Source organism: Bacillus sp. FSL R5-0576 (assembly GCF_038004765.1).
In the GTDB taxonomy this organism is placed as follows: domain Bacteria; phylum Bacillota; class Bacilli; order Bacillales; family Bacillaceae; genus Bacillus; species Bacillus subtilis.
The window spans coordinates 1161373-1186029 of sequence record NZ_JBBORU010000001.1; the positions used below are offsets into that span (position 1 = coordinate 1161373).

General features: G+C 45.3%; 24 protein-coding genes and 1 pseudogene. 18 read left to right on the plus strand and 7 right to left on the minus strand.

Annotated elements, in window-relative coordinates; genetic code table 11:
• Nucleotides 1–94 precede the first annotated feature (94 nt).
• A complete protein-coding gene (locus tag NX903_RS06000; RefSeq protein ID WP_134983139.1) occupies nt 95–685 on the plus strand; it encodes a DUF4352 domain-containing protein in 591 nt (196 codons plus the stop codon).
• A 92-nt stretch (nt 686–777) separates the two neighbouring features.
• Complete coding sequence (locus tag NX903_RS06005) at nt 778–1395, plus strand: NUDIX hydrolase (protein WP_086343723.1); 618 nt, start codon at nt 778–780, stop codon at nt 1393–1395.
• A gap of 30 nt (nt 1396–1425) precedes the next feature.
• On the opposite strand, the gene NX903_RS06010 is transcribed toward NX903_RS06005, so the two are convergent.
• Nucleotides 1426–1704 (minus strand): hypothetical protein, encoded by a 279-nt coding sequence (locus tag NX903_RS06010; protein WP_003232791.1) that lies wholly within the window; start codon nt 1702–1704, stop codon nt 1426–1428.
• Nucleotides 1705–2092: 388 nt separating this feature from the next.
• On the opposite strand from NX903_RS06010, the gene yjiB reads away from it, so the two are divergent.
• Both yjiB and NX903_RS06020 read left to right on the plus strand, forming a co-directional pair.
• On the plus strand, nt 2093–3283 hold the full coding sequence (gene yjiB, locus NX903_RS06015; protein ID WP_086343724.1) for a monooxygenase YjiB: 1191 nt from the start codon (nt 2093–2095) through the stop codon (nt 3281–3283).
• 22 nt (nt 3284–3305) lie between these two features.
• The gene (locus NX903_RS06020; protein WP_086343725.1) at nt 3306–4484 is read left to right on the plus strand and encodes a glycosyltransferase; all 1179 of its coding nucleotides are present in this window, start codon (nt 3306–3308) and stop codon (nt 4482–4484) included.
• 40 nt (nt 4485–4524) lie between these two features.
• Here the strand turns inward: NX903_RS06020 and NX903_RS06025 are convergent, their stop codons facing one another.
• Nucleotides 4525–4713, minus strand: coding sequence for a hypothetical protein (locus NX903_RS06025; RefSeq protein WP_003232781.1), 189 nt, complete (start codon nt 4711–4713; stop codon nt 4525–4527).
• A 173-nt stretch (nt 4714–4886) separates the two neighbouring features.
• Between NX903_RS06025 and NX903_RS06030 the strand changes: the two genes are divergently transcribed.
• The gene (locus NX903_RS06030) at nt 4887–5699 is read left to right on the plus strand and encodes a uroporphyrinogen-III synthase (protein WP_086343726.1); all 813 of its coding nucleotides are present in this window, start codon (nt 4887–4889) and stop codon (nt 5697–5699) included.
• Nucleotides 5700–5744: 45 nt separating this feature from the next.
• Here NX903_RS06030 and NX903_RS06035 read toward each other — a convergent pair whose 3' ends face one another.
• The 3 genes and pseudogenes from NX903_RS06035 to NX903_RS06045 form a co-directional block, all read right to left on the minus strand.
• Nucleotides 5745–6497: an ABC transporter permease gene (locus tag NX903_RS06035; RefSeq protein WP_003232776.1), complete on the minus strand. Its 753-nt coding sequence runs from the start codon at nt 6495–6497 to the stop codon at nt 5745–5747.
• The gene (locus tag NX903_RS06040) at nt 6497–7249 is read right to left on the minus strand and encodes an ABC transporter ATP-binding protein (RefSeq protein WP_041333936.1); all 753 of its coding nucleotides are present in this window, start codon (nt 7247–7249) and stop codon (nt 6497–6499) included. The genes NX903_RS06035 and NX903_RS06040 overlap by 1 nt, the downstream gene beginning before the upstream one ends.
• A 119-nt stretch (nt 7250–7368) precedes the next feature.
• Nucleotides 7369–7864, minus strand: a pseudogene (locus NX903_RS06045) (multidrug resistance efflux transporter family protein); the annotation flags it as partial.
• Between the two features lie 157 nt (nt 7865–8021).
• On the opposite strand from NX903_RS06045, the gene NX903_RS06050 reads away from it, so the two are divergent.
• The 13 genes from NX903_RS06050 to NX903_RS06110 all read left to right on the plus strand — a co-directional run bounded on the left by NX903_RS06050 (nt 8022) and on the right by NX903_RS06110 (nt 23106).
• The gene (locus NX903_RS06050) at nt 8022–8519 is read left to right on the plus strand and encodes a cupin domain-containing protein (protein WP_033884358.1); all 498 of its coding nucleotides are present in this window, start codon (nt 8022–8024) and stop codon (nt 8517–8519) included.
• 388 nt (nt 8520–8907) lie between these two features.
• Nucleotides 8908–9330: a DUF1641 domain-containing protein gene (locus NX903_RS06055; protein ID WP_003220510.1), complete on the plus strand. Its 423-nt coding sequence runs from the start codon at nt 8908–8910 to the stop codon at nt 9328–9330.
• A 39-nt stretch (nt 9331–9369) separates the two neighbouring features.
• On the plus strand, nt 9370–10548 hold the full coding sequence (locus tag NX903_RS06060; protein WP_086343727.1) for an NAD(P)/FAD-dependent oxidoreductase: 1179 nt from the start codon (nt 9370–9372) through the stop codon (nt 10546–10548).
• Between the two features lie 197 nt (nt 10549–10745).
• Nucleotides 10746–12167 (plus strand): glucuronate isomerase, encoded by a 1422-nt coding sequence (gene uxaC / locus NX903_RS06065; protein WP_086344588.1) that lies wholly within the window; start codon nt 10746–10748, stop codon nt 12165–12167.
• A 67-nt stretch (nt 12168–12234) separates the two neighbouring features.
• Nucleotides 12235–13614, plus strand: a complete 1380-nt coding sequence (locus NX903_RS06070) for an MFS transporter (protein WP_086343728.1) — start codon at nt 12235–12237, stop codon at nt 13612–13614.
• A gap of 104 nt (nt 13615–13718) precedes the next feature.
• Nucleotides 13719–14732: an ureidoglycolate dehydrogenase gene (allD, locus tag NX903_RS06075; protein ID WP_086343729.1), complete on the plus strand. Its 1014-nt coding sequence runs from the start codon at nt 13719–13721 to the stop codon at nt 14730–14732.
• A gap of 5 nt (nt 14733–14737) precedes the next feature.
• Complete coding sequence (locus NX903_RS06080; RefSeq protein WP_086343730.1) at nt 14738–15757, plus strand: zinc-binding alcohol dehydrogenase family protein; 1020 nt, start codon at nt 14738–14740, stop codon at nt 15755–15757.
• 24 nt (nt 15758–15781) lie between these two features.
• Complete coding sequence (uxuA, locus tag NX903_RS06085; RefSeq protein ID WP_086343731.1) at nt 15782–16861, plus strand: mannonate dehydratase; 1080 nt, start codon at nt 15782–15784, stop codon at nt 16859–16861.
• Complete coding sequence (locus tag NX903_RS06090; RefSeq protein ID WP_086343732.1) at nt 16858–17694, plus strand: SDR family oxidoreductase; 837 nt, start codon at nt 16858–16860, stop codon at nt 17692–17694. Before uxuA ends, NX903_RS06090 begins: the two co-directional genes overlap by 4 nt.
• A 47-nt stretch (nt 17695–17741) precedes the next feature.
• Nucleotides 17742–19010 carry an MFS transporter gene (locus NX903_RS06095; RefSeq protein ID WP_029946346.1) on the plus strand — a complete coding sequence of 423 codons (1269 nt, stop codon included), beginning with the start codon at nt 17742–17744 and terminating at the stop codon, nt 19008–19010.
• An 87-nt stretch (nt 19011–19097) separates the two neighbouring features.
• Nucleotides 19098–20099, plus strand: coding sequence for a LacI family DNA-binding transcriptional regulator (locus tag NX903_RS06100; protein WP_015383414.1), 1002 nt, complete (start codon nt 19098–19100; stop codon nt 20097–20099).
• Between the two features lie 74 nt (nt 20100–20173).
• Complete coding sequence (locus NX903_RS06105) at nt 20174–21616, plus strand: tagaturonate reductase (protein WP_086343733.1); 1443 nt, start codon at nt 20174–20176, stop codon at nt 21614–21616.
• The gene (locus NX903_RS06110) at nt 21613–23106 is read left to right on the plus strand and encodes a UxaA family hydrolase (RefSeq protein ID WP_086343734.1); all 1494 of its coding nucleotides are present in this window, start codon (nt 21613–21615) and stop codon (nt 23104–23106) included. Before NX903_RS06105 ends, NX903_RS06110 begins: the two co-directional genes overlap by 4 nt.
• Nucleotides 23107–23144: 38 nt before the next feature.
• Here NX903_RS06110 and NX903_RS06115 read toward each other — a convergent pair whose 3' ends face one another.
• Together NX903_RS06115 and NX903_RS06120 are read right to left on the minus strand one after the other, a co-directional pair.
• Nucleotides 23145–23909, minus strand: coding sequence for a sulfite exporter TauE/SafE family protein (locus tag NX903_RS06115; protein WP_014476525.1), 765 nt, complete (start codon nt 23907–23909; stop codon nt 23145–23147).
• 224 nt (nt 23910–24133) lie between these two features.
• A complete protein-coding gene (locus tag NX903_RS06120; RefSeq protein WP_014479541.1) occupies nt 24134–24598 on the minus strand; it encodes a DinB family protein in 465 nt (154 codons plus the stop codon).
• Between the last annotated feature and the right edge of the window lie 59 nt (nt 24599–24657).

A 24657-nucleotide genomic window follows, 5' to 3' on the forward strand; every position in this document is an offset into this window, starting at 1 on the left:
GAAATGATAGAGTAATTTGTTACTTTGTTCTCTGTTAAGAAAAGGAAAAGCGTGATTATAATAGAAAACGATTACTTTAGATGGAGGAACAGCAATGAAAAAAGCATTATTCATTTTGTTTGTGCTAGCGATTGGCTTTGCGCTTTCTGCGTGCAGCAAGTCAAGTGATGCGTCAGCTGAGCAAAAGACAGCAAAGAAAGAAGCAACAGCAACGGAAAAGAAAACAGAGGAAAAAAACGAAACCAAAACGGACGAAAAGGTGCATAAAGTAGGCGAAACTTTTAAAGCTTCCAGCACAAATTTCTCGGTCAATAAAGTATATACGACGGCAGAACAAGGTGAATATAAGGCGAAAATAGGAGATAAAGAAAAAACAATAAATCAAAAGGAAGAATTTTTAATAGCTGAGGTATCGATCGAAAATACAAGTGACAAGCCTTTCAATTATACGAGTGGCGGTTTTGAATTGAAAGACAGCAAGGATGAATCGATCAGAGCAAACATAGTATCTACTGCTGACCTGAAAACAAGCCTAAAATCAGGGAAGTTAGCCTCGGGTAAAAAGGTATCAGGCACAGTCAGTTTTGTGATTCCAAAAGGAGAAAAAAACCTTACTCTATCATATAATCCATCATTTTTAAATTTTGAAACAGAGGATATTACATATTTGGTAAAATTGAATTAAGGTATCTTTTGAGCATGTCACCGGAAGATCGGAACATGCTTTTTTTATTTCAAAGAGACTTATGGTATAAAATGGTAGTGAGGTGATCGATTATGCAAACCAAATGGCTGGAACGGGCACAGCGGATTCGGGCGATCGCCCAGGCGGGGCTTGCTTTTTCCAAGGATGTGTACGACAGGGAGAGGTACGAAGAGCTAATGAAGCTTAGCGCGGAAATGATGGCGGATTACTCACAGACGGACATTGAAGTTATCACTGATTTATGGAAAAGGGAGAGCGGCTATCCGACACCGAAAGCGGATGTTCGCGGCGCAGTATTCCGAGAGAATCAGATTTTGCTTGTCCGGGAGAAGCATGATGAGCTGTGGTCGCTGCCGGGTGGATTTTGCGAGATTGGTTTATCGCCAGCTGAAAACGTCGTCAAGGAAATCAAAGAAGAGTCGGGGTACGATACAGAGCCGTCTCGATTGCTGGCCGTGCTAGACAGCCATAAACACTCTCATCCCCCTCAGCCTTATCACTATTATAAAATCTTCATCGCATGCAGCATGACGGGCGGGCAGGGGGAAACAGGGATCGAGACGAATCATGCCGCTTTTTTTCCGGAAGACAGACTCCCGCCGCTTTCTCCTAAACGAAACACCCCCTCACAGCTTAGCATGCTGTTTGACTTTTTGCGCCATCCGGACAAGAAAACGATATTTGACTAAAAAATAAAGAGCCTATGGGCTCTTTATTTTTTATAATGTAATGTGTTTTTCGTTGGCGAGTTTCAGAAGGGTCAAAATAGAATCGGCTTGTTTATGGCCGAGTTTTTGCTTTAATTTGTTTTCTTCAACTAATCGGCTGCCATAAATTTTGACAGAGGCTTTGTCGACGACAGTATGCCAGTTTTCCTGTTTTTTTCCCTCAACAAGCGGTTTTTCATGTCTCTCAGAAAAAGAGAATACAAACAGTACGAATGCAAGTGAAAGTAGGATGCCGACAACTTGTTTTTTGTAATCAGTCTGTGCTGCCACGTTGTTCTCTCCTTCACCTTTTACCTTCTATTTAATCATAGAATCAGCTTATTTTACATAATGGGAAAGTCATTTTTGGAGTTAGTGCATTTGGTTGAAAACAGAGGCGTTTTTTGAGCGGAGCGGTGCAATTGAATCCATATTGGATTTGCGTGCTTATGCCTAAGGTCACGTTGTGAGCCAAAACAGCAGTGCAGAATAGAAAAAAATTGAAAGATTATGGTAAGATGAACGAAATTCGAGGGGGAATATATGATGCCTGCATCGAACATCGTGATAGCCTGCCTGCTGTTATCAATTTGCTTATATGTGGTAGTCCCTCTCTTTTTCGAAAGCGGGAGGTGAAGTGGAACATTCATTGCTGAATTCTTTCAAGGGAGTGACCATAATGAGTGTGTTAAACCGCCGGCAAGCCTTGCAGCGAGCGCTGCTCAATGGGAAAAACAAACAGGATGCGTATCATCCGTTTCCATGGTACGAATCGATGAGAAAGGATGCGCCTGTTTCCTTCGATGAAGAAAACCAAGTGTGGAGCGTTTTTCTTTATGATGATGTCAAAAAAGTTGTTGGGGATAAAGAGCTGTTTTCCAGTTACATGCCGCAGCAGACAAGCTCTATTGGAAATTCCATCATTAACATGGACCCGCCGAAGCATACAAAAATCCGTTCAGTCGTGAATAAAGCCTTCACTCCGCGCGTGATGAAGCAATGGGAACCGAGAATTCAAGAAATCACAGATGAACTGATTCAAAAATGTCAGGGGCGCAGTGAGTTTGACCTTGTTCACGATTTTTCATACCCGCTTCCGGTTATTGTGATATCTGAGCTGCTGGGAGTGCCTTCAGCGCATATGGATCAGTTTAAAGCATGGTCTGATCTTCTGGTCAGTACACCGAAGGATAAAAGTGAAGAAGCTGAAAAAGCCTTTTTGGAAGAACGAGATAAGTGTGAGGAAGAACTGGCTGCGTTTTTTGCCGGCATCATAGAAGAAAAGCGAAACAAACCGGCACAGGATATTATTTCTATTTTAGTGGAAGCGGAAGAAACAGGCGAGAAGCTGTCCGGTGAAGAGCTGATTCCGTTTTGCACGCTGCTGCTGGTGGCCGGAAATGAAACCACTACAAACCTGATTTCAAATGCGATGTACAGCATATTAGAAACGCCAGGCGTTTACGAGGAACTGCGCAGCCATCCTGAACTGATGCCTCAGGCAGTGGAGGAAGCCTTGCGTTTCAGAGCGCCCGCCCCGGTTTTGAGGCGCATTGCCAAGCGGGATACGGAGATCGGGGGGCACCTGATTAAAGAAGGTGATATGGTTTTGGCGTTTGTGGCATCGGCAAATCGTGATGAAGCGAAGTTTGACAGGCCGCACATGTTTGATATCCGCCGCCATCCCAACCCGCATATTGCGTTTGGCCATGGCATCCATTTTTGCCTTGGGGCTCCGCTTGCCCGTCTTGAAGCAAATATCGCGTTAACGTCTTTGATTTCTGCTTTTCCTCATATGGAGTGCGTCAGTATCACTCCGATTGAAAACAGTGTGATATACGGATTAAAGAGCTTCCGTGTGAAAATGTAATAGATAAGGAGACTGGAGATTCATGAAAAAGTACCATATTTCGATGATCAATATCCCGGCATACGGACATGTCAATCCTACGCTTGCTTTAGTAGAGAAGCTTTGTGAGAAAGGGCACCGTGTCACGTACGCGACGACTGAGGAGTTTGCGCCCGCTGTTCAGCAAGCCGGTGGAGAAGCATTGCTCTATCATACATCCTTGAATATTGATCCTAAGCAAATCAGGGAGATGATGGAAAAGAATGACGCGCCCCTCAGCCTTTTGAAAGAATCACTCAGCATTCTGCCGCAGCTTGAGGAGTTATATAAGGGTGATCAGCCTGATCTGATCATCTATGACTTTGTTGCGCTGGCTGGTAAATTGTTTGCTGAAAAGCTTAATGTTCCGGTCATTAAGCTCTGTTCGTCATATGCCCAAAATGAATCCTTTCAGTTAGGAAATGAAGACATGCTGAAAAAAATAAGAGAAGCAGAGGCTGAATTTAAAGCCTACTTGGAGCAAGAGAAGTTGCCGGCTGTTTCATTTGAACAGTTAGCTGTGCCGGAAGCATTAAATATTGTCTTTATGCCGAAGTCTTTTCAGATTCAGCATGAGACGTTCGATGACCGTTTCTGTTTTGTCGGCCCCTCTCTCGGAGAACGGAAGGAAAAAGAAAGCTTGTTGATTGACAAGGATGATCGCCCGCTTATGCTGATTTCTTTGGGTACGGCGTTTAACGCATGGCCGGAATTTTACAAGATGTGCATCAAGGCATTTCGGGATTCTTCATGGCAAGTGATCATGTCGGTTGGGAAAACGATTGATCCAGAAAGCTTGGAGGATATTCCTGCTAACTTTACCATTCGCCAAAGTGTGCCGCAGCTTGAGGTGTTAGAGAAAGCTGATTTGTTCATCTCTCATGGCGGGATGAACAGTACGATGGAAGCGATGAACGCAGGTGTGCCGCTTGTCGTCATTCCGCAAATGTACGAGCAAGAGCTCACTGCAAATCGGGTTGATGAATTAGGCCTTGGCGTTTATTTGCCGAAAGAGGAAGTGAATGTTTCCAGCCTGCAGGAAGCGGTTCAGGCTGTATCCAGTGATCAAGAGTTGCTCAGCCGCGTCAAGAATATGCAAAAGGATGTAAAAGAAGCTGGCGGAGCGGAGCGTGCGGCAGCTGAGATTGAAGCGTTTATGAAAAAATCCGCTGTCCCGCAGTAAAAACATAAAAACCGAAATCAATTTGATTTCGGTTTTCTGTTTAAATATTTTTTTTCATCCCGCATCTCCGGCATTCTCTAAGAAATTTTCCGCCTTTTACAGAGCTTTTGAACAGTGTGTAATCACAGTTGTCGCAGCGCCCGCTGCGGGCGTCCGGATATTCATTGAATTCGTAAACAATCGATGTATCGTAGCCTTTTGTTTCATATTCTTCTTTTTTTGTTTCCATGTCGATCCTCCGTTACAAGACGTGTCTGCTGTTTATCTTACAGCAAGCTTCCGGCGTATTCAATGGATTTTAGGAGTTTGGGTTTATCTTGATTTCTCCCTTGGTTTGCGCCAAAATAGCTTTAATAAGCTTGTATACATAAAAAGCCTATGCAAAGAGGAGAGGAAACGGGTATGGGAAAAGGGTTACTTGGAAAACGCGTGGCAATCGGTGGCTCACGAAAAACGGAAGAAATCAGTACAATCATTGAAAAACAGGGCGGAATACCTGTCATCCGGCCTCTCCAAGGTACAGTTTACTTAGCAGAGAAGCAGGTGGAGCCGGATTTGCGGACGTTTGCGGAAGAAAAAGCTGACTGGGTCATTTTCACGACAGGCATCGGGCTGGAGACTCTTGTCGATATGGCAGAGAAAATTGGACTGAAAGATGAGTTTCTGCAGGCCATTTGCCAAGCGAAAGCGGCATGCCGGGGATACAAAACGCTGTCTGCGCTGAAAAAGCTTGGAATCACACCGGAAGCTTCGGATGAAGACGGGACAACAAGAGGCTTAATCCGTTCTTTGGAGCCTCACGACTTTTCAGGAAAAACAGTCCTGGTGCAGCTTCATGGCGAAAAAGCGTCGGCTCTCATGGCATTTCTTGAAGAAAAAGGCGCGTCTGTCCTGCCGATTCTGCCTTATCAGCACATCCCGCCGGAGGAGGAAACGGTGGAGCGATTATGCCGAGAGCTGATGAACGGTGAGATCGATGCCGTTTGTTTTACAACGGCCATTCAGGTTCGTTCCCTGTTTGATTTTGCTAAGGGGCGAGGTTATATCAATGAAGTGAAGAAGGTATTCGAAGAACGCGCCATCGCAGCTGCTGTCGGAAAAGTGACTGCTGAAGCACTGCGGGAAGAGGGCATTACGAGACTGCTTGCGCCAGAGATTGAGCGGATGGGTGCAATGATTGTTGAGCTGGCCAAGTATTATGAAGAAAAGGAATAACAAGTACAAAAAGCCGCTTTTCCCTCGGAAAGCGGCTTTTGTCTGTCATTCATTCTGCTTCAGCTGCTGATGAACGGTGAATAATGATGGGTATGTCAGCACGCTTAAGATTACACAAGTCAGCGCGGCTGAGGCCATCGTTGTAAACACGATTAAGAGCTGAAAGCGTACTGCCTGAATCGGGTCCGCGCCGGCTAGAATCTGGCCAGTCATCATGCCGGGAAGCTGGACAAGACCCAGTGTTTTCTGGCTTTCGAGCGTCGGGATCATACTCATTTTCATCGCTGAGGTAAGAATGCGCTGTATGGATTGCTTCGGTGTGCCGCCAAGTGACAATATTAATTGAATTTCTTCTTTGCGAACGCCGACTTCTGAGTTAAGCCGGTTTAGAAACAAACTTGAGAGCACCATCGAATTTCCGATGACCATCCCGCTGATCGGAATGACATATCGTGCCGTAAGCGGAATGATATGAAGAGACAGCAGAATTCCCTGCGTCACAATTTCTACGATTGCTAACGCGGCAAACACCCTCCAAAACGAACCGATAGTATTTTTCTTTCGCTTGATGACATTTTGCGCCGCCACCGCGAGCATTAACAGCACCATCAGCAGGATAAAAACAGGGTGGTCTCCGCGAAAAATCAGCGACAAAACATAACCGATGATAAGCAGCTGCACCGCGGCCCGGATGGTGGCGATGATCATGTCTTTTTCTACACCGGCTTTAAAGGATTTTGATAAAAACAAGGCGATCAAAACAAAGATCATCGTTAAAGAGAGAGAAAGGTAATCCATTACCGAGTGCCTCCCTTCAAAAATTCTTTCGCTGCTTCATGCTGCGGAGCGGAGAAAAATGTTTCGGTTTCAGCGATTTCAAGCAGCCGGCCATCTGCCATAAACCAAATGGTATCGGCTATTCGTTTTGCCTGCTCCATATTATGAGTGACCCACATGACTGTCCATTTTTTCTCTTGATGCTGACGTTTGATCAGTTCTTCAATCTCAAGAGCAGAAACCGGGTCCAAGGCCGATGTGATTTCGTCCAACAATAGAATGGAGGAAGGATTTGAGAGCGTTCTGGCCAGTGACAGTCTTTGCCGCTGCCCGCCCGATAAGTCTCTGGCGCTTCTGTCTAACAGCTCTGGCGGCAGCCCTGCAAGAGAAGCCAGCTTTTCAGGAGAGTACAGCTGGGATTGATGCAGCCTTTGTACAAGACTTAAATTGTCACGCACTGTCCCGTCGAGCACGGGAGCCGATTGAAACGCGAGGGCTGCCGTTCGCCTCAGCTCATTGACATTCCATTCTCTGACTTCCTTTCCATATATGTTGACTTCGCCGCTGTCAGGCGTTCTCATTAAATTACACATAGAAAGGAGGGTGCTTTTGCCTGAGCCGGAAGGGCCTAAAACGGCTACGATTGCGCCCTGTTGAATGTCTCCGGTGACATCCTGCAGCACATCATAGGTTTGTCCATCTTGTTTATAGCTTTTTCTGACTGATCTGAAGGAGATGGCTGGTATGTTTTGTGTTTGATCGTTTGCTTCCATTACAATAATCACCTTTCAATATAAGTAGGCTGACATTATATTTAACTATAACGTGAAACAGATTCCTTTTGGTAGCACAAATAAAGGAGAACAGGCTTTCACCCATTCTCCTGCAGATGCTACGCAGTCAGATTTGACTGTGCTTTCTTTTTCGGTTTTCTCGGCTGTGAAGCGAAGGTATGTAACATCATCCCTGCTATTATAATGAATAAACCGGCAAATGATAAAAGAGATGGGAAAACGCCTGACAGCAGAACAATTTCACCAAGCAGCGCGAAAATCACTTCACCGGATTGAGTGGCTTCAACAGCTGCGAGTTTTTGAGGATTGTCTCTTACCATATCAGTGGCCCAGAAAAATAAAATCGTCGCAATGATGCCTGAGCTGATGGCAACGATAAGGATTGAACGGTTTGACTTGCTGTGGAAGGCCATCTGACCACCAGCCGTAAGCTGCTAATATAAGCCAGAATGGAAGGCTTGCCAATGTCATTCCAAGCACGCGCTGAAATGTATCAAGCCGGCCTCCGTATTCTTCGAGCATTCTCCTGTTTCCTAACGGATAGGCAAAAGCCGCAATGACAACCGGCAGCACACTGAAAAGAAGAGTGAAGCCAATATTCCGATAACGATAGCTTTCATGATATCCCTCATTCTGGCATTATTTTTTTATACTATACAATTCGGTATCATGCAGATCAATGGAATCATGAGAAAAACATCATGTTTTGAGAACCGCTATGTGTGGAAGACAAAAAAGGGAGGTGAAATTGATGGAAAAAGAGACACAGACATACTTCTTTCCGGATGACGGCAGGATTCCGAATCACCCTGATTTTCCGCTCGTGGTGTATCAAAACGCGCTTAAGGACACCGGACTGGCAGAGCGGATCGTCATCCGGCATGGCTGGTCAAACAGCTGGTCAGGGAGTGTTTTTCCATACCATCATTATCACAGCAATACGCATGAAGTCCTGATTGCCCTTAGGGGAGAGGCTGTGATTCAGTTTGGGGGAGAAAAAGGGGCTGCCATCCCTTTCAAATCAGGCGACGCAGTCGTGATTCCAGCCGGAGTCGGACATAAAAAGCTCAGCTCAAGCCCCGATTTTACTGTCCTTGGCGCCTATCCCGGTGGCGTTCAGTATGATATGAAGACGGGGAAACCGAATGAGCGGGAGGAAGCGCTCAAACAGATTAAGCAGGCGGCGTTGCCGGCGAATGATCCGATCACAGGAAAAAGAGAGCCTCTATTGGAAATATGGGTAAAGTGAAGGGGAGAAATTGCTGGATTGTCAATAACTAGTGCCGCAGAAACGATATGACATGAGCTCCATATAAATTAATTTCATAATCGAAGCAATTCACGTTCAAATTTTGTTCAAAAAGTGTTATCATATAGAAGGTAATCGAATTGGAGTTTTTTGTGTTTGCTATTTTCAGAGAGAGTAAAGGATTTTGACTTATTCAATTGTTTATTTTTAGATAAAAATAATACTGAATATGGCAAGATGAAAAACTGGGTAGTAAACATTTATTTTTGTAAATGATTGTGCACGAATTCACAATCCTTATTCTTATGCCTTAAAAGCGTGAGACAGGGAGAGGCACTACCCTTTCCAAAAAAATCAGCAAACTGCTTATAGTAAAGGAGAATTGGATATGCCAGAAACAATCGATCAAACAAATGCGTCTGTCAGCCAAAGCCAGCAAGATCTTATTGATCAGCTATTAAAGCCAGAAGTTCAAGAATCATTGACTGTTTTAGTTGACCAGCTTCCGAAGCTGACTGAGTTAGTGAATATTTTAACGAAGTCTTATGATTTCGCTCAGTCTGTAGCGACTGACGAAGTGTTAAAGAGCGACACAGTCGGTGCGATCACTGAAATTCTCGAGCCTGTAAAAGAAACAGCGAAAGAAGTAGCTGCGACTGCGATCGAAGCAAAAGACCGCGCGGAAGCAAGCAACGAAACAATTGGACTTTTCGGCCTTCTTCGCATGCTGAAAGATCCTCAAGCTCAAAAGCTGTTCCGTTTTGCTAACAGCTACCTTGAAGTCATGAACGAACGCGAAAACCAAAAATAATCTCAGATTCAAATTGATATAAAGGACGGAGGATATACGATGTCAAAACATATTGTCATTCTAGGCGCTGGTTATGGCGGAGTTCTTTCTGCTCTAACAGTTCGCAAACATTACACAAAAGAACAAGCACGCGTGACAGTGGTAAACAAATACCCTACTCACCAAATCATTACGGAATTACACCGCCTTGCTGCAGGCAACGTGTCTGAAAAAGCGGTTGCAATGCCATTAGAAAAACTTTTCAAAGGCAAAGACATTGATCTTAAAATTGCGGAAGTAAGCTCTTTCTCTGTTGATAAAAAAGAAGTTGTGCTTGCTGACGGTTCTACATTAACTTACGATGCGCTTGTTGTAGGTCTTGGTTCTGTAACGGCTTACTTCGGCATCCCAGGTCTTGAAGAAAACAGCATGGTATTGAAATCTGCTGCTGATGCGAACAAAGTCTTTCAACATGTTGAAGATCGTGTGCGCGAGTACTCTAAAACGAAAAACGAAGCAGATGCAACAATCCTTATCGGCGGCGGCGGCTTAACAGGTGTTGAGCTTGTTGGTGAGCTTGCTGACATCATGCCGAACCTTGCGAAAAAATACGGCGTGGACCATAAAGAAATCAAATTGAAACTTGTTGAAGCAGGTCCGAAAATCCTTCCTGTTCTTCCGGATGATCTTATCGAGCGTGCGACTGCAAGCCTTGAAAAACGCGGCGTTGAGTTCTTAACAGGTCTTCCTGTTACAAATGTAGAAGGAAACGTAATTGATCTGAAAGACGGATCTAAAGTTGTTGCCAACACATTTGTTTGGACTGGCGGCGTACAAGGTAACCCATTAGTCGGTGAATCAGGTCTAGAAGTGAACCGCGGACGCGCGACTGTAAATGACTTCCTGCAATCTACATCTCATGAAGATGTATTCGTTGCTGGAGACAGCGCAGTTTACTTCGGTGCAGACGGCCGTCCATACCCGCCAACTGCACAAATCGCATGGCAAATGGGTGAGCTGATCGGTTACAACCTATTCGCTTACCTGGAAGGCAAAACGCTTGAAACATTCAAGCCAGTAAACTCTGGTACACTTGCAAGCCTTGGACGCAAAGACGCGGTTGCCATCATTGGTGCAAATTCTACACCGCTTAAAGGTCTTCCTGCTTCCTTGATGAAAGAAGCAAGTAACGTACGCTACTTAACACACATTAAAGGACTTTTCAGCCTGGCTTACTAATCCTTTTTATGAATTTGACATTGCCAAAAGCGTTCCTTTCCGGGTGCTTTCTGGCAATGTCTTTTTTTGTTTATATGCTAACGTTAACATTTCATTTTCAAAAAAGAGATTGATCCCAGAGGAATATAAAGGTAAAATAGATACAAATCAAAATGTTAACGTTAACATTTTGAAATAGAATGAAAGACGGTGAGGACATGGAACCCTTCATGGGCGAAAACTTTTTATTGAAAAATGAAACCGCTGTCAGCCTCTATCATAATTATGCGAAAGACATGCCAATTATTGATTACCACTGCCACTTAAGTCCGAAAGAAATCTATGAAAATAAGACATTTCAAAACATCACGGAAGCCTGGCTGTATGGTGACCATTATAAATGGCGCATCATGAGAGCCAATGGAATTGAGGAGACATACATCACCGGAGATGCGCCTGATGAGGAGAAATTTATGGCTTGGGCGAAAACCGTGCCGATGGCGATTGGCAATCCACTCTACAATTGGACTCACTTAGAATTGCAGCGTTTTTTTGGCATTTATGAGATTTTAAACGAGAAGTCCGGGCCGGCTATATGGAAACGGACAAATGAACTGCTCAAAGGGGAGGGCTTCGGGGCAAGGGATTTAATCGTGAAATCAAATGTAAAGGTTGTGTGCACCACGGATGACCCTGTCGATTCTCTTGAATACCATCTATTATTAAGAGAAGACAAAGACTTTCCTGTCAGCGTGCTGCCTGGATTTCGGCCGGATAAAGGACTTGAGATCAATCGTGAAGGCTTTACTGAGTGGGTGCAGGCGCTTGAAGATGCCGCCGCCATATCCATTACAACCTATGGTGAGTTTTTAAAGGCGTTGGAAAAACGAGTGCGATTCTTCCACTCAGCCGGCGGCAGAGTTTCTGATCACGCGATAGATTCAATGGTATTTGCCGAAACAACAAAAGAAGAAGCTGGACGGATTTTTTCTGACAGATTACAAGGAACAGAGGTTTCTTATGAAGATGAGAAGAAATTTAAGACATATACGCTTCAGTTTCTTTGCGGTTTGTATGCGGAGCTCGATTGGGCGATGCAGTTTCATATCAACGCTTTAAGAAACACAAATACAAAAATGATGAAAAGGCTCGGACCTGATACAGGCTATGATTCAATGAACGATGAAGAAATTGCCAAGCCTTTATACAAGCTGCTGAACTCAGTTGAGATGAAGAACCAGCTGCCGAAAACGATTTTATATTCACTGAATCCAAATGATAACTATGTCATCGCCAGCTTGATCAACAGTTTTCAGGACAGTATTACCCCGGGAAAAATACAATTCGGCACAGCCTGGTGGTTTAACGATACTAAAGACGGGATGCTCGATCAAATGAAAGCGTTATCAAATGTTGGCCTTTTCAGCCGTTTTATCGGCATGCTCACCGATTCCAGAAGCTTTCTTTCGTATACGCGTCACGAATATTTCAGGCGGATCGTCTGCAATTTGATTGGAGAATGGGTGGAAAACGGCGAAGTGCCGCGCGATATGGAACTTCTGGGAAGCATCGTTCAGGGGATTTGCTATGACAATGCGAAACACTACTTTCAATTTCAAGAAGAGAAAGCAAACGTGTAACAAAGTATCCGCTCAGTATCCCTGAGCGGATCACTATCCGAAAATTCTTAAGACACAGAGGTGGAACATGCGAACTGAACTGGCAAATAAGGTTGTGTCGGTCGAAACGGAAAAAAGGCTTTCATTGAAAGAGAAAATGTCCTATGGTTTTGGTGATTTTGGCAATGGTTTTATGTTTGATCTCGGCCAGATTTATTTATTGAAGTATTTCACTGATGTAGCGGGAATCCCCGCTGCGATGGCCGGCGGCATTTTTTTAGTCAGTAAGCTGTTTGCAGCGATAACAGATCCAATTGTCGGCTCATCAATCGATTATCGCAAAAACATCGGCAAACGGGGGAAATTCAGGCCTTATCTATTAATCGGCAGCATCGTGCTTGCGGTGCTTACTGTTCTTATTTTTCTGTCTCCCAATGTATCAACGACCGGAAAACTGATTTATGCATATGCATCCTATATGATTTGGGGCATCGGCTATTCGTTTGTGAATATTCCGTACGGCTCATTAGGGGCAGCGATGACTCAAAATTCTGAGGACCGGACCTCCATTTCGACGTTCCGCCAAATCGGATCACTTGGCGCCTTGTTTATCACAAGTGTTGCCGTGATGCCGCTGCTCATCAAGTTTGATAATCCGAAGGTCGGCTACCCGGTGGTCATGGGCTTGTTCGCTGCACTCGGTGTGCTTTGGTTTTATATTTGCTACCGCAACTGCAAAGAGCGCATTGTCATATCGGAAGCACCCAAAGAAAAATTAACACTCTCATCTGTCGTCAAAACATTTATTACAAATAAACCGCTGTTAACCCTTGTCCTGATGACGGTTTTTTCAATTTCCGCATACAACATTAAATCCGCCATGCTCGTCTATTTCGCACAATATAACCTGGGCAATGTTGAATTAATGGCTTATATGAACTTCATAATTATCGGTTCTTCCTTTTTGGGCGTCGTATTCCTTCCAAAGCTCGTCAAGATGTTTGGAAAGAAACGAACGGCAATGATCGGCTTCGGCATCAGTGTGGCCGCGGATCTGATCAACTTTATGCTTCCATCTAACGTTTATGTGTTTACAATTCTCGCCAGTATCGCCTTTATTGGAATCAGTATCCCAAATGGCATCACGTGGGCTCTTGTCTCCGATATTATCGACTATGGCGAATGGAAATCCGGTGAACGGAAGGAAGCAACGACATATTCACTTTTCAATTTCTCCAGAAAGCTTGCTCAATCTTTGTCTGGCTTTCTCTCGGGGATCGGTTTGGGGATTATCGGCTATGTTCCGAATGCAGTCCAGACAGCACAGGCGCTGATTGGCATCAAAGCGCTGCTTCTTCTGTATCCGGCCATTGCTTTGGCATTAGCGATGATCATTATCGGCTTTCTTTATAAACTCACAGACCAGCAGCATGCTCAGATCGTTCAGGATCTTCATCAAAAGTACTGACAATATAATATAAAGAATATTTAAAATAATTTGTAAATAAAATGTGTTTGTAGGGGTTTCGCTAGGGGAGTGCCCAAAAAACTGAAAAGGAAGGAGGCACTTGTTTGAAAACGATAACAATTGCAGCTGAAGAAGCAAAGGGACTCGTTCGACAAAAGCTGGCCGGTGCCGGTTTGAATGAACGAGATGCTGAAAAAGTAGCAGATGTTCTCGTGCACGCTGATTTGCGCAATGTACATTCGCATGGCGTGCTGCGCACAGAACACTATGTGAACAGGCTTTTAGCGGGAGGGATCAATCCTGGGGCACAGCCTGTTTTTAAAGAAACGGGGCCTGTGACCGGGGTGCTTGACGGAGACGATGGTTTCGGTCATGTGAATTGCGACATGGCGATGGACCATGCAATTGACATGGCGAAGAAAAAAGGAGTCGGCATGGTCACGGCCGTAAACAGCAGCCATTGCGGAGCGCTAAGCTATTTTGTGCAAAAAGCGGCTGACGAAAAGCTGCTCGGAATGGCAATGACGCATACAGACAGTATCGTTGTCCCGTTTGGGGGGAGGACTCCTTTTTTAGGGACAAACCCGATTGCTTACGGTGTTCCGGCTAAGCATAAAAAACCGTTTATCCTAGATATGGCGACATCCAAAGTGGCTTTTGGGAAGATTCTGCAGGCCCGTGAAGAGGGCAAAGAAATTCCTGAAGGATGGGGAGTCGATGAAAACGGAGAAGCAGTAACTGATCCTGACAAGGTCGTCTCACTTTCAACATTCGGCGGCCCGAAAGGCTATGGACTATCGATTGTGGTGGATGTATTTTCAGGATTGCTGGCGGGCGCGGCTTTTGGCCCTCATATTGCCAAAATGTACAGCGGCCTTGATCAAAAAAGAAAGCTGGGGCATTACGTTTGCGCGATCAATCCAGCCTTTTTTACTGACTGGGATACGTTTTTAGAGCAGATGGATGCCATGATTGATGAACTGCAGCAATCACCGCCGGCTGTTGGATTCGAAAGAGTGTATGTGCCCGGCGAGATCGAGCAGCTGCATGAAGTAAGAAATAAGAAAAACGGAATTTCTATCGCCCGGAGCGTGTATGAATTCTTAAAAAGCAGGTGAGTAAAATGAAAGCGGTTCAAGTGCGAAAAGCGTATGATCTGGTGACAGCGGAGGTGAAGAAGCCAGTTCTTTCAAAGGATGATGAAGTGCTCGTGAAAGTCAAGCGAGTCGGCATTTGCGGTTCAGACATGCACATTTATCATGGAACGAATCCGCTCGCTACCCTCCCGAGAGTTATCGGACACGAGGTAACTGGACAAGTGGAGGCAGTTGGTGCGAATGTACAGAGCCTAAAACCCGGTGATCATGTGGTGATTGAGCCGATTTCTTATTGCGGATCGTGCTATGCCTGCCGCAAAGGGCGGCCGAATGTTTGCGCCAAGCTTTCTGTATTTGGCGTACATGAGGACGGAGGCATGCGGGAATATATTGTGCTTCCGGAAAGGCAGCTTCACGCGGTCTCAAAGGACTTGCCTTGGGAGGAAGCAGTCATGGCCGAGCCTTATACGATAGGCGCCCAGGCAGTGTGGAGAGGCCAGGTGGAAAAAGGTGATACCGTCTTGATCCAGGGAGCGGGGCCCATCGGGATCTGTGTGTTAAAAATGGCAAAGCTGGCGGGCGCTGCTGTCATGATGACTGACTTGAACAACGAGCGGCTGGCATTTGCGAAAGAAAACGGCGCCGATGCTGTTGTAAATGTCCAAGCAGAAAATGTTGCCGAGCGGGTCCTTGAATGGACTGGGAATGAAGGAGCAAACGTGGTCATTGATGCTGTTTGCCTGCCGGAGACATTTGCGCTTTCAATTGAGGCCGTATCACCGGCGGGACATGTGGTTGTGCTTGGATTTGATGAAAGAGCGGCTCAGATTTCTCAGCTGCCGATTACAAAAAAAGAAGTCACGATAACCGGATCCCGATTGCAGACCAATCAGTTTCCAAAAGTAGTAGAGCTTTTGAATAGAGGCCAGTTAGTGCATAACGGGCTGGTGACCCATACATTTTCAGTTGATGACGTTCATCATGCATTTCAGTTTATTAAGGAGCATCCAGATCAGGTGCGGAAAGCCGTCATCACGTTTGATTAAATGACTGAATCCGGAGGTGCGAGCATGAATATGACATTCCGATGGTATGGACGAGGCAACGATACAGTCACACTTGAACACGTGAAGCAAATTCCCGGTGTCAAAGGCATCGTTTGGGCTCTCCATCAAAAGCCCGTCGGCGACGTGTGGGAAAAAGAAGAAATCAGAGCCGAGACTGAATATATTCAATCCTATGGTTTTCATGCTGAAGTTGTAGAAAGCGTGAATGTTCACGAAGCGATTAAACTTGGGAACGAAGAACGCGGCCGGTATATTGAAAACTACAAGCAAACGATCCGCAACCTTGCCGGATTTGGCGTGAAAGTGATCTGCTATAATTTTATGCCGGTTTTTGACTGGACACGCACGGACATGTTCAAGCCGCTAGAAGATGGATCGACCGCTCTGTTTTTTGAAAAGGCCAAGGTGGAAAGCCTTGATCCTCAAGAGCTGATTCGGACGGTGGAGGAAGCATCCGACATGACGCTGCCGGGGTGGGAGCCCGAAAAATTGGCTCGGATCAAAGAGCTTTTTGCTGCCTACAGAACGGTCGATGAAGAAAAGTTATGGGACAATTTATCATTCTTTTTGCAGGAAATTCTTCCTGTTGCTGAGGCCTATGGTGTTCAAATGGCCATTCATCCGGATGACCCGCCGTGGTCGATTTTCGGACTGCCGCGCATTATCACAGGAGAGGCAAGCTATAAGAAGCTGCGGGCGATATCAGATTCACCGTCTAATTGTATCACCCTTTGTACAGGTTCAATGGGAGCCAATCCCGCTAACGACATGGTGGAGATCGCTAAAACGTATGCCGGCATCGCTCCATTTTCACATATTCGCAATGTGAAAATTTATGAGAATGGCGATTTTATTGAAACATCTCATTTAACAAAGGATGGTTCGATCAACATTCAAGGCGTGATGGAAGAACTGCATAAGCAGGATTACGAAGGATATGTCAGACCGGATCATGGGCGCCATCTTTGGGGCGAGCAATGCCGCCCGGGATATGGCTTATACGATCGGGCACTTGGCATCATGTATTTGAACGGGCTGTGGGACGCCTATGGAGTAATGGCAAAAAAAGAGGTGGGCGTATGATCCCGCTGCATGAGAACCTGGCTGGTAAAACGGCTGTCATCACTGGCGGCAGCGGCGTGCTTTGCTCTGCGATGGCCCGGGAGCTAGCCCGTCATGGCATGAAGGTGGCGATATTGAATCGGACGGCTGAAAAAGGCCAAGCGGTCGTGAAGGAGATAACGGCGGCTGGCGGCACAGCGTGCGCTGTTGCTACGGATGTGCTGGACAGGATGTCACTGGAACGGGCAAAGGAAGACATCCTTGGCCAATTTGGCGCTGTTGATCTGTTAATTAACGGGGCTGGCGGCAATCATCCTGACGCGATAACCGATGTGGAGACATATGAAGAAGCGGGAGAAGGCCAATCTTTTTTTGATATGGATGAGAGGGGCTTTCTAACTGTATTCTCCACCAATTTCACCGGTGCGTTTCTGGCCTCGCAAGTGTTTGGAAAAGAGCTGCTGAAAGCCGATTCACCGGCGATCATCAACCTTTCTTCCATGAGTGCTTATTCACCTATGACGAAGGTTCCGGCATACAGTGCCGCGAAAGCATCCATCAATAATTTTACGATGTGGATGGCTGTTCATTTTGCTGAAACCGGGCTGCGGGTCAATGCGATTGCCCCAGGCTTCTTTCTGACAAAACAAAATCATGATCTGCTGATCAACCAAGACGGAACGTTCACCAGCCGATCTCACAAAATTATTGCGGGAACACCGATGAAGCGCTTCGGAAAACCCGAGGATTTGCTCGGTACGCTTCTTTGGCTGGCGGATGAATCCTATTCCGGTTTTGTCACTGGGATCACCGTTCCTGTCGATGGAGGATTTATGGCTTATTCAGGTGTGTAACGAAAGCGGTGCAACAGAAACTGAACCAACATAGGGGTGAGGTTGAGATGTTTTCAAAAGATAAGCTTCCCGTTATCCTTTTTTTGTTCCTGGCAGGGGTGATTAATTACCTGGATCGCTCGGCGCTTTCCATTGCAGCTCCTTTTATTCAGGATGATCTCACATTGTCTGCCACGCAAATGGGCTTGATTTTCAGCAGTTTTTCGATTGGTTATGCGATTTTTAACTTTCTTGGGGGCGTGGCATCCGACCGCTATGGGGCAAAGCTGACCTTGTTTGTCGCGATGGTTGTTTGGTCGCTGTTTAGCGGAGCAGTCGCCCTCGCTTTTGGCTTTGTCAGCCTGCTGATTATACGCATTCTCTTCGGAATGGGAGAAGGCCCGCTTTCGGCGACCATCAACAAAATGGTGAACAACTGGTTCCCGCCGACCCAGCGGGCGTCTGTTATCGGTGTAACCAACAGCGGCACGCCGCTCGGGGGAGCCATTTCCGGCCCGATAGTCGGCATGATCGCAGTGGCGTTCAGCTGGAAGGTATCCTTCGTTCTCATTATGATTATTGGATTGATATGGGCAGTGCTCTGGTTCAAGTTTGTCAAAGAAAAGCCGCAAGAGACGATCAAGGAAGCACCGGCAATAAAAGCAGAAACGTCTCCCGGAGAAAAAATTCCGCTCACCTTTTACCTGAAGCAAAAAACGGTCCTGTTCACGGCGTTCGCTTTTTTCGCTTACAACTACATCCTCTTCTTCTTTTTGACGTGGTTTCCGAGCTATCTTGTCGACGAGCGGGGATTAAGTGTTGAATCGATGAGTGTCATCACGGTCATACCGTGGATTTTAGGATTTATCGGGCTGGCTGCAGGGGGATTTGTTTCTGACTATGTGTACAAAAAAACGGCCCGAAAAGGTGTGCTGTTCTCGCGCAAGGTTGTGCTTGTCACGTGTTTGTTTTCATCAGCTGTCCTGATTGGTTTTGCCGGGCTTGTGGCAACGACTGCGGGGGCTGTCACTCTTGTCGCTCTGTCAGTGTTCTTTCTTTATTTGACCGGTGCTATCTATTGGGCTGTCATTCAAGATGTGGTTGATCAAAACAATGTCGGTTCTGTTGGCGGCTTCATGCATTTCCTCGCCAACACGGCAGGAATTATCGGCCCGGCTTTAACCGGATTTATTGTTGACCAAACAGGCACGTTTTCTGGAGCATTTTTGCTTGCCGGAGGGCTGGCTGTCTTCGCTTCACTTGCTGTGATTCGTTTTGTCCGTCCAATCATCGGCAAGACAGCGGGAACAGAAGCGGAAAACCCTGTGTCTTATTAATCTGGAAATACAGTGGGAGAGGCGGTATGTTTGATGATACAATATACAGTAAATAATCGCAGCCGGTATGATAAGGAAGGGAATTAGATGGTAACCATAAAAGATATCGCAAAACTCGCAAACGTATCCCACACAACCGTTTCCAGAGCACTCAACAACAGCCCTTACATCAAAGAACATACGAAGAAAAAAATATTAGAGCTAGCAGAGCAGCTCAACTATACACCAAATGTAAATGCGAAAAGTCTGGCGATGCAAAAGTCGCATACGATCGGGCTTTTCTTTACAAGCATTACAAACGGAACCTCACACAGCTTCTTTGCAGACACAATCAAAGGCGTCAATCAAGCCATAAGTGAGGATTACAATCTGTATGTGCGCGGCATTGATGATCTGAAAAACTATGACTCCGTTACACCGATGAGATATGACGGCATCATTTTAATGAGCCAAAGTGACATTGATAATTCTTTTATTTACCATATTCGCGAAAAAAACATTCCGCTTGTCGTGCTGAATCGTGATATTGATGATCGCACCATCACGAATATTTTGTCCAATGACAAGGAAGGCTCTCAAGAAGCTGTAGAATACTTCATTCAGTCCGGACATCAAGACATCGCCATCATCGAGGGGATCGAAGGCTTTAAATCCTCTCAGCAGCGAAAGGAAGGCTACTTATCTGCACTGATTCAACATCATATTCCGATCAAGCATGAATACAGTGTCAAAGGACAGTACGATATGGAAAGCGGCTTTCAAGCGATGGAGCGGCTGCTGGCACTGCCGAATCCTCCAACCGCTGTTTTTTGTTCGAATGATGACATGGCAATCGGAGCGATGAATGCGATATTCGCAAAGGGCCTGCGCGTCCCTGATGATATTTCGGTGATCGGGTTTGATGATATTGGGTTTTCACAGTACATCACGCCAAGGCTTTCAACAGTAAAGCGCCCAGTGGAGAAAATCAGCGTGCTTGGCGCGCAAAAACTCTTGTCTCTGATCAGCAAGCCCGAAACAAAAGCAGAAAAAATCTTGGAAAACACAGAATTTATGGTGCGTGATTCAGTCAGACGATTGACGACGTGATGTCCCGTTTTTCAGCGGGCATTCTTTATACAGAAAAATGTTAACGTGTGCATAAAAAGAGGGAGGCAATAAGGGTGCAGAAGCTGAATAAAAATGTGTACGATCACTATACTCAGTATCCAGAAAAAATTCTCCAATTCGGAGAAGGAAACTTTCTTCGGGGATTTATCGATTGGCAGATTGATCAATTGAATCAACACACTGATTTTAATGGGAGTGTGGCGGTTGTTCAGCCAAGGGGTTCAGAAAAAATCAAACGATTAAATGAGCAAGATGGATTATATACGCTTTTTTTACAAGGAATGAAAGATGGAGAAGCGGTAAACGAGCATATGATTATCAACTCAATCAGCCGGGGAATTGACCTGTTTTCTGATTATGAAGCATACAAAGAATTGGCATCAAGCGAAGAGCTTCGGTTTATCATCTCCAACACCACTGAGGCTGGGATTGTATGTGATGAAAAAGATCGTTTAGAGGATAGGCCGCAAAAAACATTCCCTGGGAAATTAACTGCATTTCTCTACTTCCGCTATCAGGCTTTTAAAGGAGATCAGACAAAAGGGTGTGTCCTAATCCCATGTGAGCTGATCGAGAAGAACGGTGAAAAGCTGAAGGAAACGGTTATTCATTATGCAGGTCTGTGGAAGCTTGAGGAAGGATTTACACAGTGGATTCATGAGGCCAATACGTTTTGTAATAGTTTAGTAGACCGGATTGTTCCGGGTTTTCCCGTCGACAGCATTGATGAGATCACGGCAGATCTTGGCTATCAGGATGATTTGATAGTTGTGGGAGAGCAATATTATTTATGGGTTATCGAGGGGCCTGATTGGATTGGAAAAGAACTTCCCTTTGCGGCTGCAGGGCTGCATACAAAGATCGTCAGCGACCTCACCCCATACCGGACTAAAAAAGTAAGAATTTTAAATGGCGCTCATACAGCAATGACGCCAGTGGCTTTATTATACGGCTTGAAGACTGTTAGGGATGCAGTGGAGCATCCGGAAGTGGGGCGATTTATAAGAGAGCTGATTGATGACGAAATTCTTCCTGTTTTAAAAATGGAAGGTCTTTCTCAGTATGCTGACGATGTGCTGAACCGTTTTAAAAACCCGTATATTAAGCATTACCTGGAAAGCATTGCATTGAACGCCATTTCCAAATTCAAAACGAGAAACCTGCCGACTCTTAAGGAATATGCTGAACAAAAGGGACAGCTTCCTGAACGCTTGGTGTTTTCTTTCAGCGCTCTTCTGTATTTTTATCATAATAATGAGACATTGCAGGATGATCCGGCAGTGCTTCAATTTTTCAAAGAGGTTTGGTGTCAGGAGGATGACGACATGCTTCGGATTGCATCAAGAGTGTTAGGCGAACAGCGGCTGTGGGGGGCAGATCTCAATGAGATACCGAAGCTGACTGATAGAGTCGCTGTTTACTTGAATCATATTCATGAGCTGGGCATGCAGAGGGCTCTTGAACAATACTGCATACAAGGGGGAGAGGTACGTTGAAGTCGTTTATAAAGATTCATAAGCAAGATAATGTCCTTCTCGCTCTGCGGGATATTCAAAAGGGAGAGAGGCTGTATGCGGACGGCGTGTCGCTTGAAGTAAAGGATGATATAAAAAGAGGCCACAAGATTGCATTGCAGCCTATTAAAGAAAATGACAGCATCATCAAGTACGGGTTTCCAATTGGGCATGCAACACAAGATATCTCGATCGGAGAGCATATTCATGTCCATAATACGAAAACAAACCTGTCTGATATCCAATCATACAGCTATACACCGAGATTTGATGAAAATCCGTATTCTAATGAGAACCGGACGTTTAAAGGTTTTAGAAGAGAAAACGGAGATGCGGGTGTACGGAATGAATTGTGGATTGTCCCAACTGTCGGCTGTGTCAATGGAATAGCAGAAAAAATGCTGCAGCGTTTTGTCAGAGAAACAGGGGATATCACTCCATTTGATAACGTACTGGTGTTAAAGCATCAATACGGATGCTCGCAGCTTGGCGACGATCATGAAAATACGAAGCAAATCCTGCTGAATGCTATTCGCCATCCAAATGCCGGCGGCGTCTTGGTGTTAGGGCTTGGCTGTGAAAACAATGAGCTGGCAAGAATGAAGGAAGCACTGCAAGATGTGAACTTGAAGCGGGTGAAGTTTCTGGAATCCCAGTCGGTGACCGACGAAATGGAGGCAGGCGTTGCTTTGCTGAAGGAAATTCATGAAGCGGCCAAAGGAGATAAGAGAGAAGACATTCCGCTGTCTGAACTGAAGATCGGGCTGAAATGCGGAGGTTCGGACGGTTTTTCCGGCATAACCGCAAACCCGCTGCTTGGACGTTTTTCAGATTATCTCATTGCACAGGGAGGGAGTACTGTGCTGACGGAAGTACCGGAAATGTTCGGAGCAGAAACCATCCTGATGCAGCGGTCTGCCAATGAAGAAGTGTTTCATAAGATAGTCGATTTAATCAATGATTTCAAACAATACTTTATTAAACATGATCAGCCGGTGTACGAAAATCCCTCACCGGGCAACAAAGCGGGCGGCATTTCTACACTTGAGGATAAATCGCTGGGCTGTACGCAAAAAGCGGGGATTTCTCCTGTCACGGATGTCTTGAAATACGGTGAAGTGCTCAAGACAAAAGGACTGACGCTTTTGAGCGCGCCAGGCAATGATTTGATCGCCTCCTCCGCATTGGCTGCTGCCGGCTGTCAAATTGTCCTCTTTACAACGGGAAGAGGCACGCCGTTTGGCACCTTTGTCCCGACGGTGAAAGTAGCGACAAACACCGAGCTGTATGAGGCGAAGCCGCATTGGATTGATTTTAACGCAGGCCTTTTAGCAGAGGATGATGTTCATGAGGAATATGTGCTGCGTGAGTTTATCCACTATATGATTGAGGTGGCAAGCGGCCAGCTTGTGAACCATGAAAAAAATGATTTCAGAGAACTCGCCATTTTTAAATCGGGTGTGACGCTATAATAAGAAAAGGCTATCCTTCAAGCGGATAGCCTTCTTCATTAAATCAATTTTAAACCGCTGACTAAAATAATGGACGCCATAATAAATTGCAGTGGACGCGGGGAGAATCGAGGCGAAAGATGGCTTCCGATCAGCACGCCGGGAATTGAACCAATGAGCAGATTAGCTGCCAGCATGTAATCCACGCTTCCGAAGCTTGCGTTCAAAATGCCTGCTGCCGTAACAAGAAGAAATGCATGCGCGATATCGGTTCCGACAATCTGTGACGCTTTCATGTTAAATAAGTAAATCATGGCGATTGCAAATAATGAGCCGGAACCGATTGATGTTAATCCGACGATAAACCCAAACACAACACCAATAAGAATTGTCAGCGCCCTCTTATTTTCAAGCGGCATCAGCTGCCAGCGGTTGGGGCGAAGTTTTCTGTCCAAAAACAAACGAACGATGATTGAAATGGCAACCAGCGTTAACACATATCCTAGAGCGTGCTTAATAATTTCTTCCTGATGCTGGTGAAAGGCGGGGAACAAATGCAATATGCCAATGGCTAGCGAAGCACTCGGAATACTGCCGATGGCCAAGTATTTTACCAATTTAAAGTTAATCGTTTTCTGCCGCCAATGGGAGGCAACGCCAAACAGCTTTGTGATCGAGTTATATACAAGATCTGTACCGACCGCGATGGAAGGATTAATTCCAAGCACAATTAAAAGGGGAGTTAATAAGGCCGCTCCACCTACTCCCGTCAATCCGACTAAGGCTCCGACAAACAAACCCATCAATATGATGCTTACACTCATGATAAAGGCCTCCTGAAAACCCGACTATTTTTATCAGATTATATATGATTAGGACGCGTTAATCAATTAAATTTTTTGAATTTTTGCACGTCAGCTGCTTGGAATTTTGGTATGCTCAATATCTCTATTCATTTGCCCTATAATGAGTGTCTGGACGAAATCGAGAAGTACTAAAGGCGCAAAAAAAAGATACCTCTTAACAGGTATCTTTTTTCTTGTTTACGCTACATGCGCTGCTGATAGAAAGGAAGCTCAGTGTGGCCCATTTCCCGCACATACACGAACAGGTTGCCTTTATGGTGAATTTCATGCTCCATTGCAAGCTGAAGCAGCGCGCGGCCTGTGACTTTTCTGCCGAAAGCGGATGTCAGATCAATTTCTCTGTCCAGCTGCTCTTCAGTCAGCTGTTCAAGGATAGCGGCCGTTTTTTCTGTATATGTTTTTGCCAGAACATTGAGATCTGTTTCTGTTTCTTCCTGCTTGTTTTGAAATGGTGAGGCATTGCCTTCCTTAATGACATTTGCGAACAAGTGGAAAGACGTAAGAATGTGTTTGACCAGCTCTTCTGCTGACATTGATGTTTCTGCCGGTTTGTAGCTGTAATGGTCTTTGCTGATTTTTTCGGCAAGCTCATTGGTCACGTTTCGATGGGATAAAAAATGGCTGACAATTTGATTGGATTGGCTCATTATGATCTCCTCCATATGTAAAAATAAATGGTGCAATGAAATCCTATATCAACGGTTAT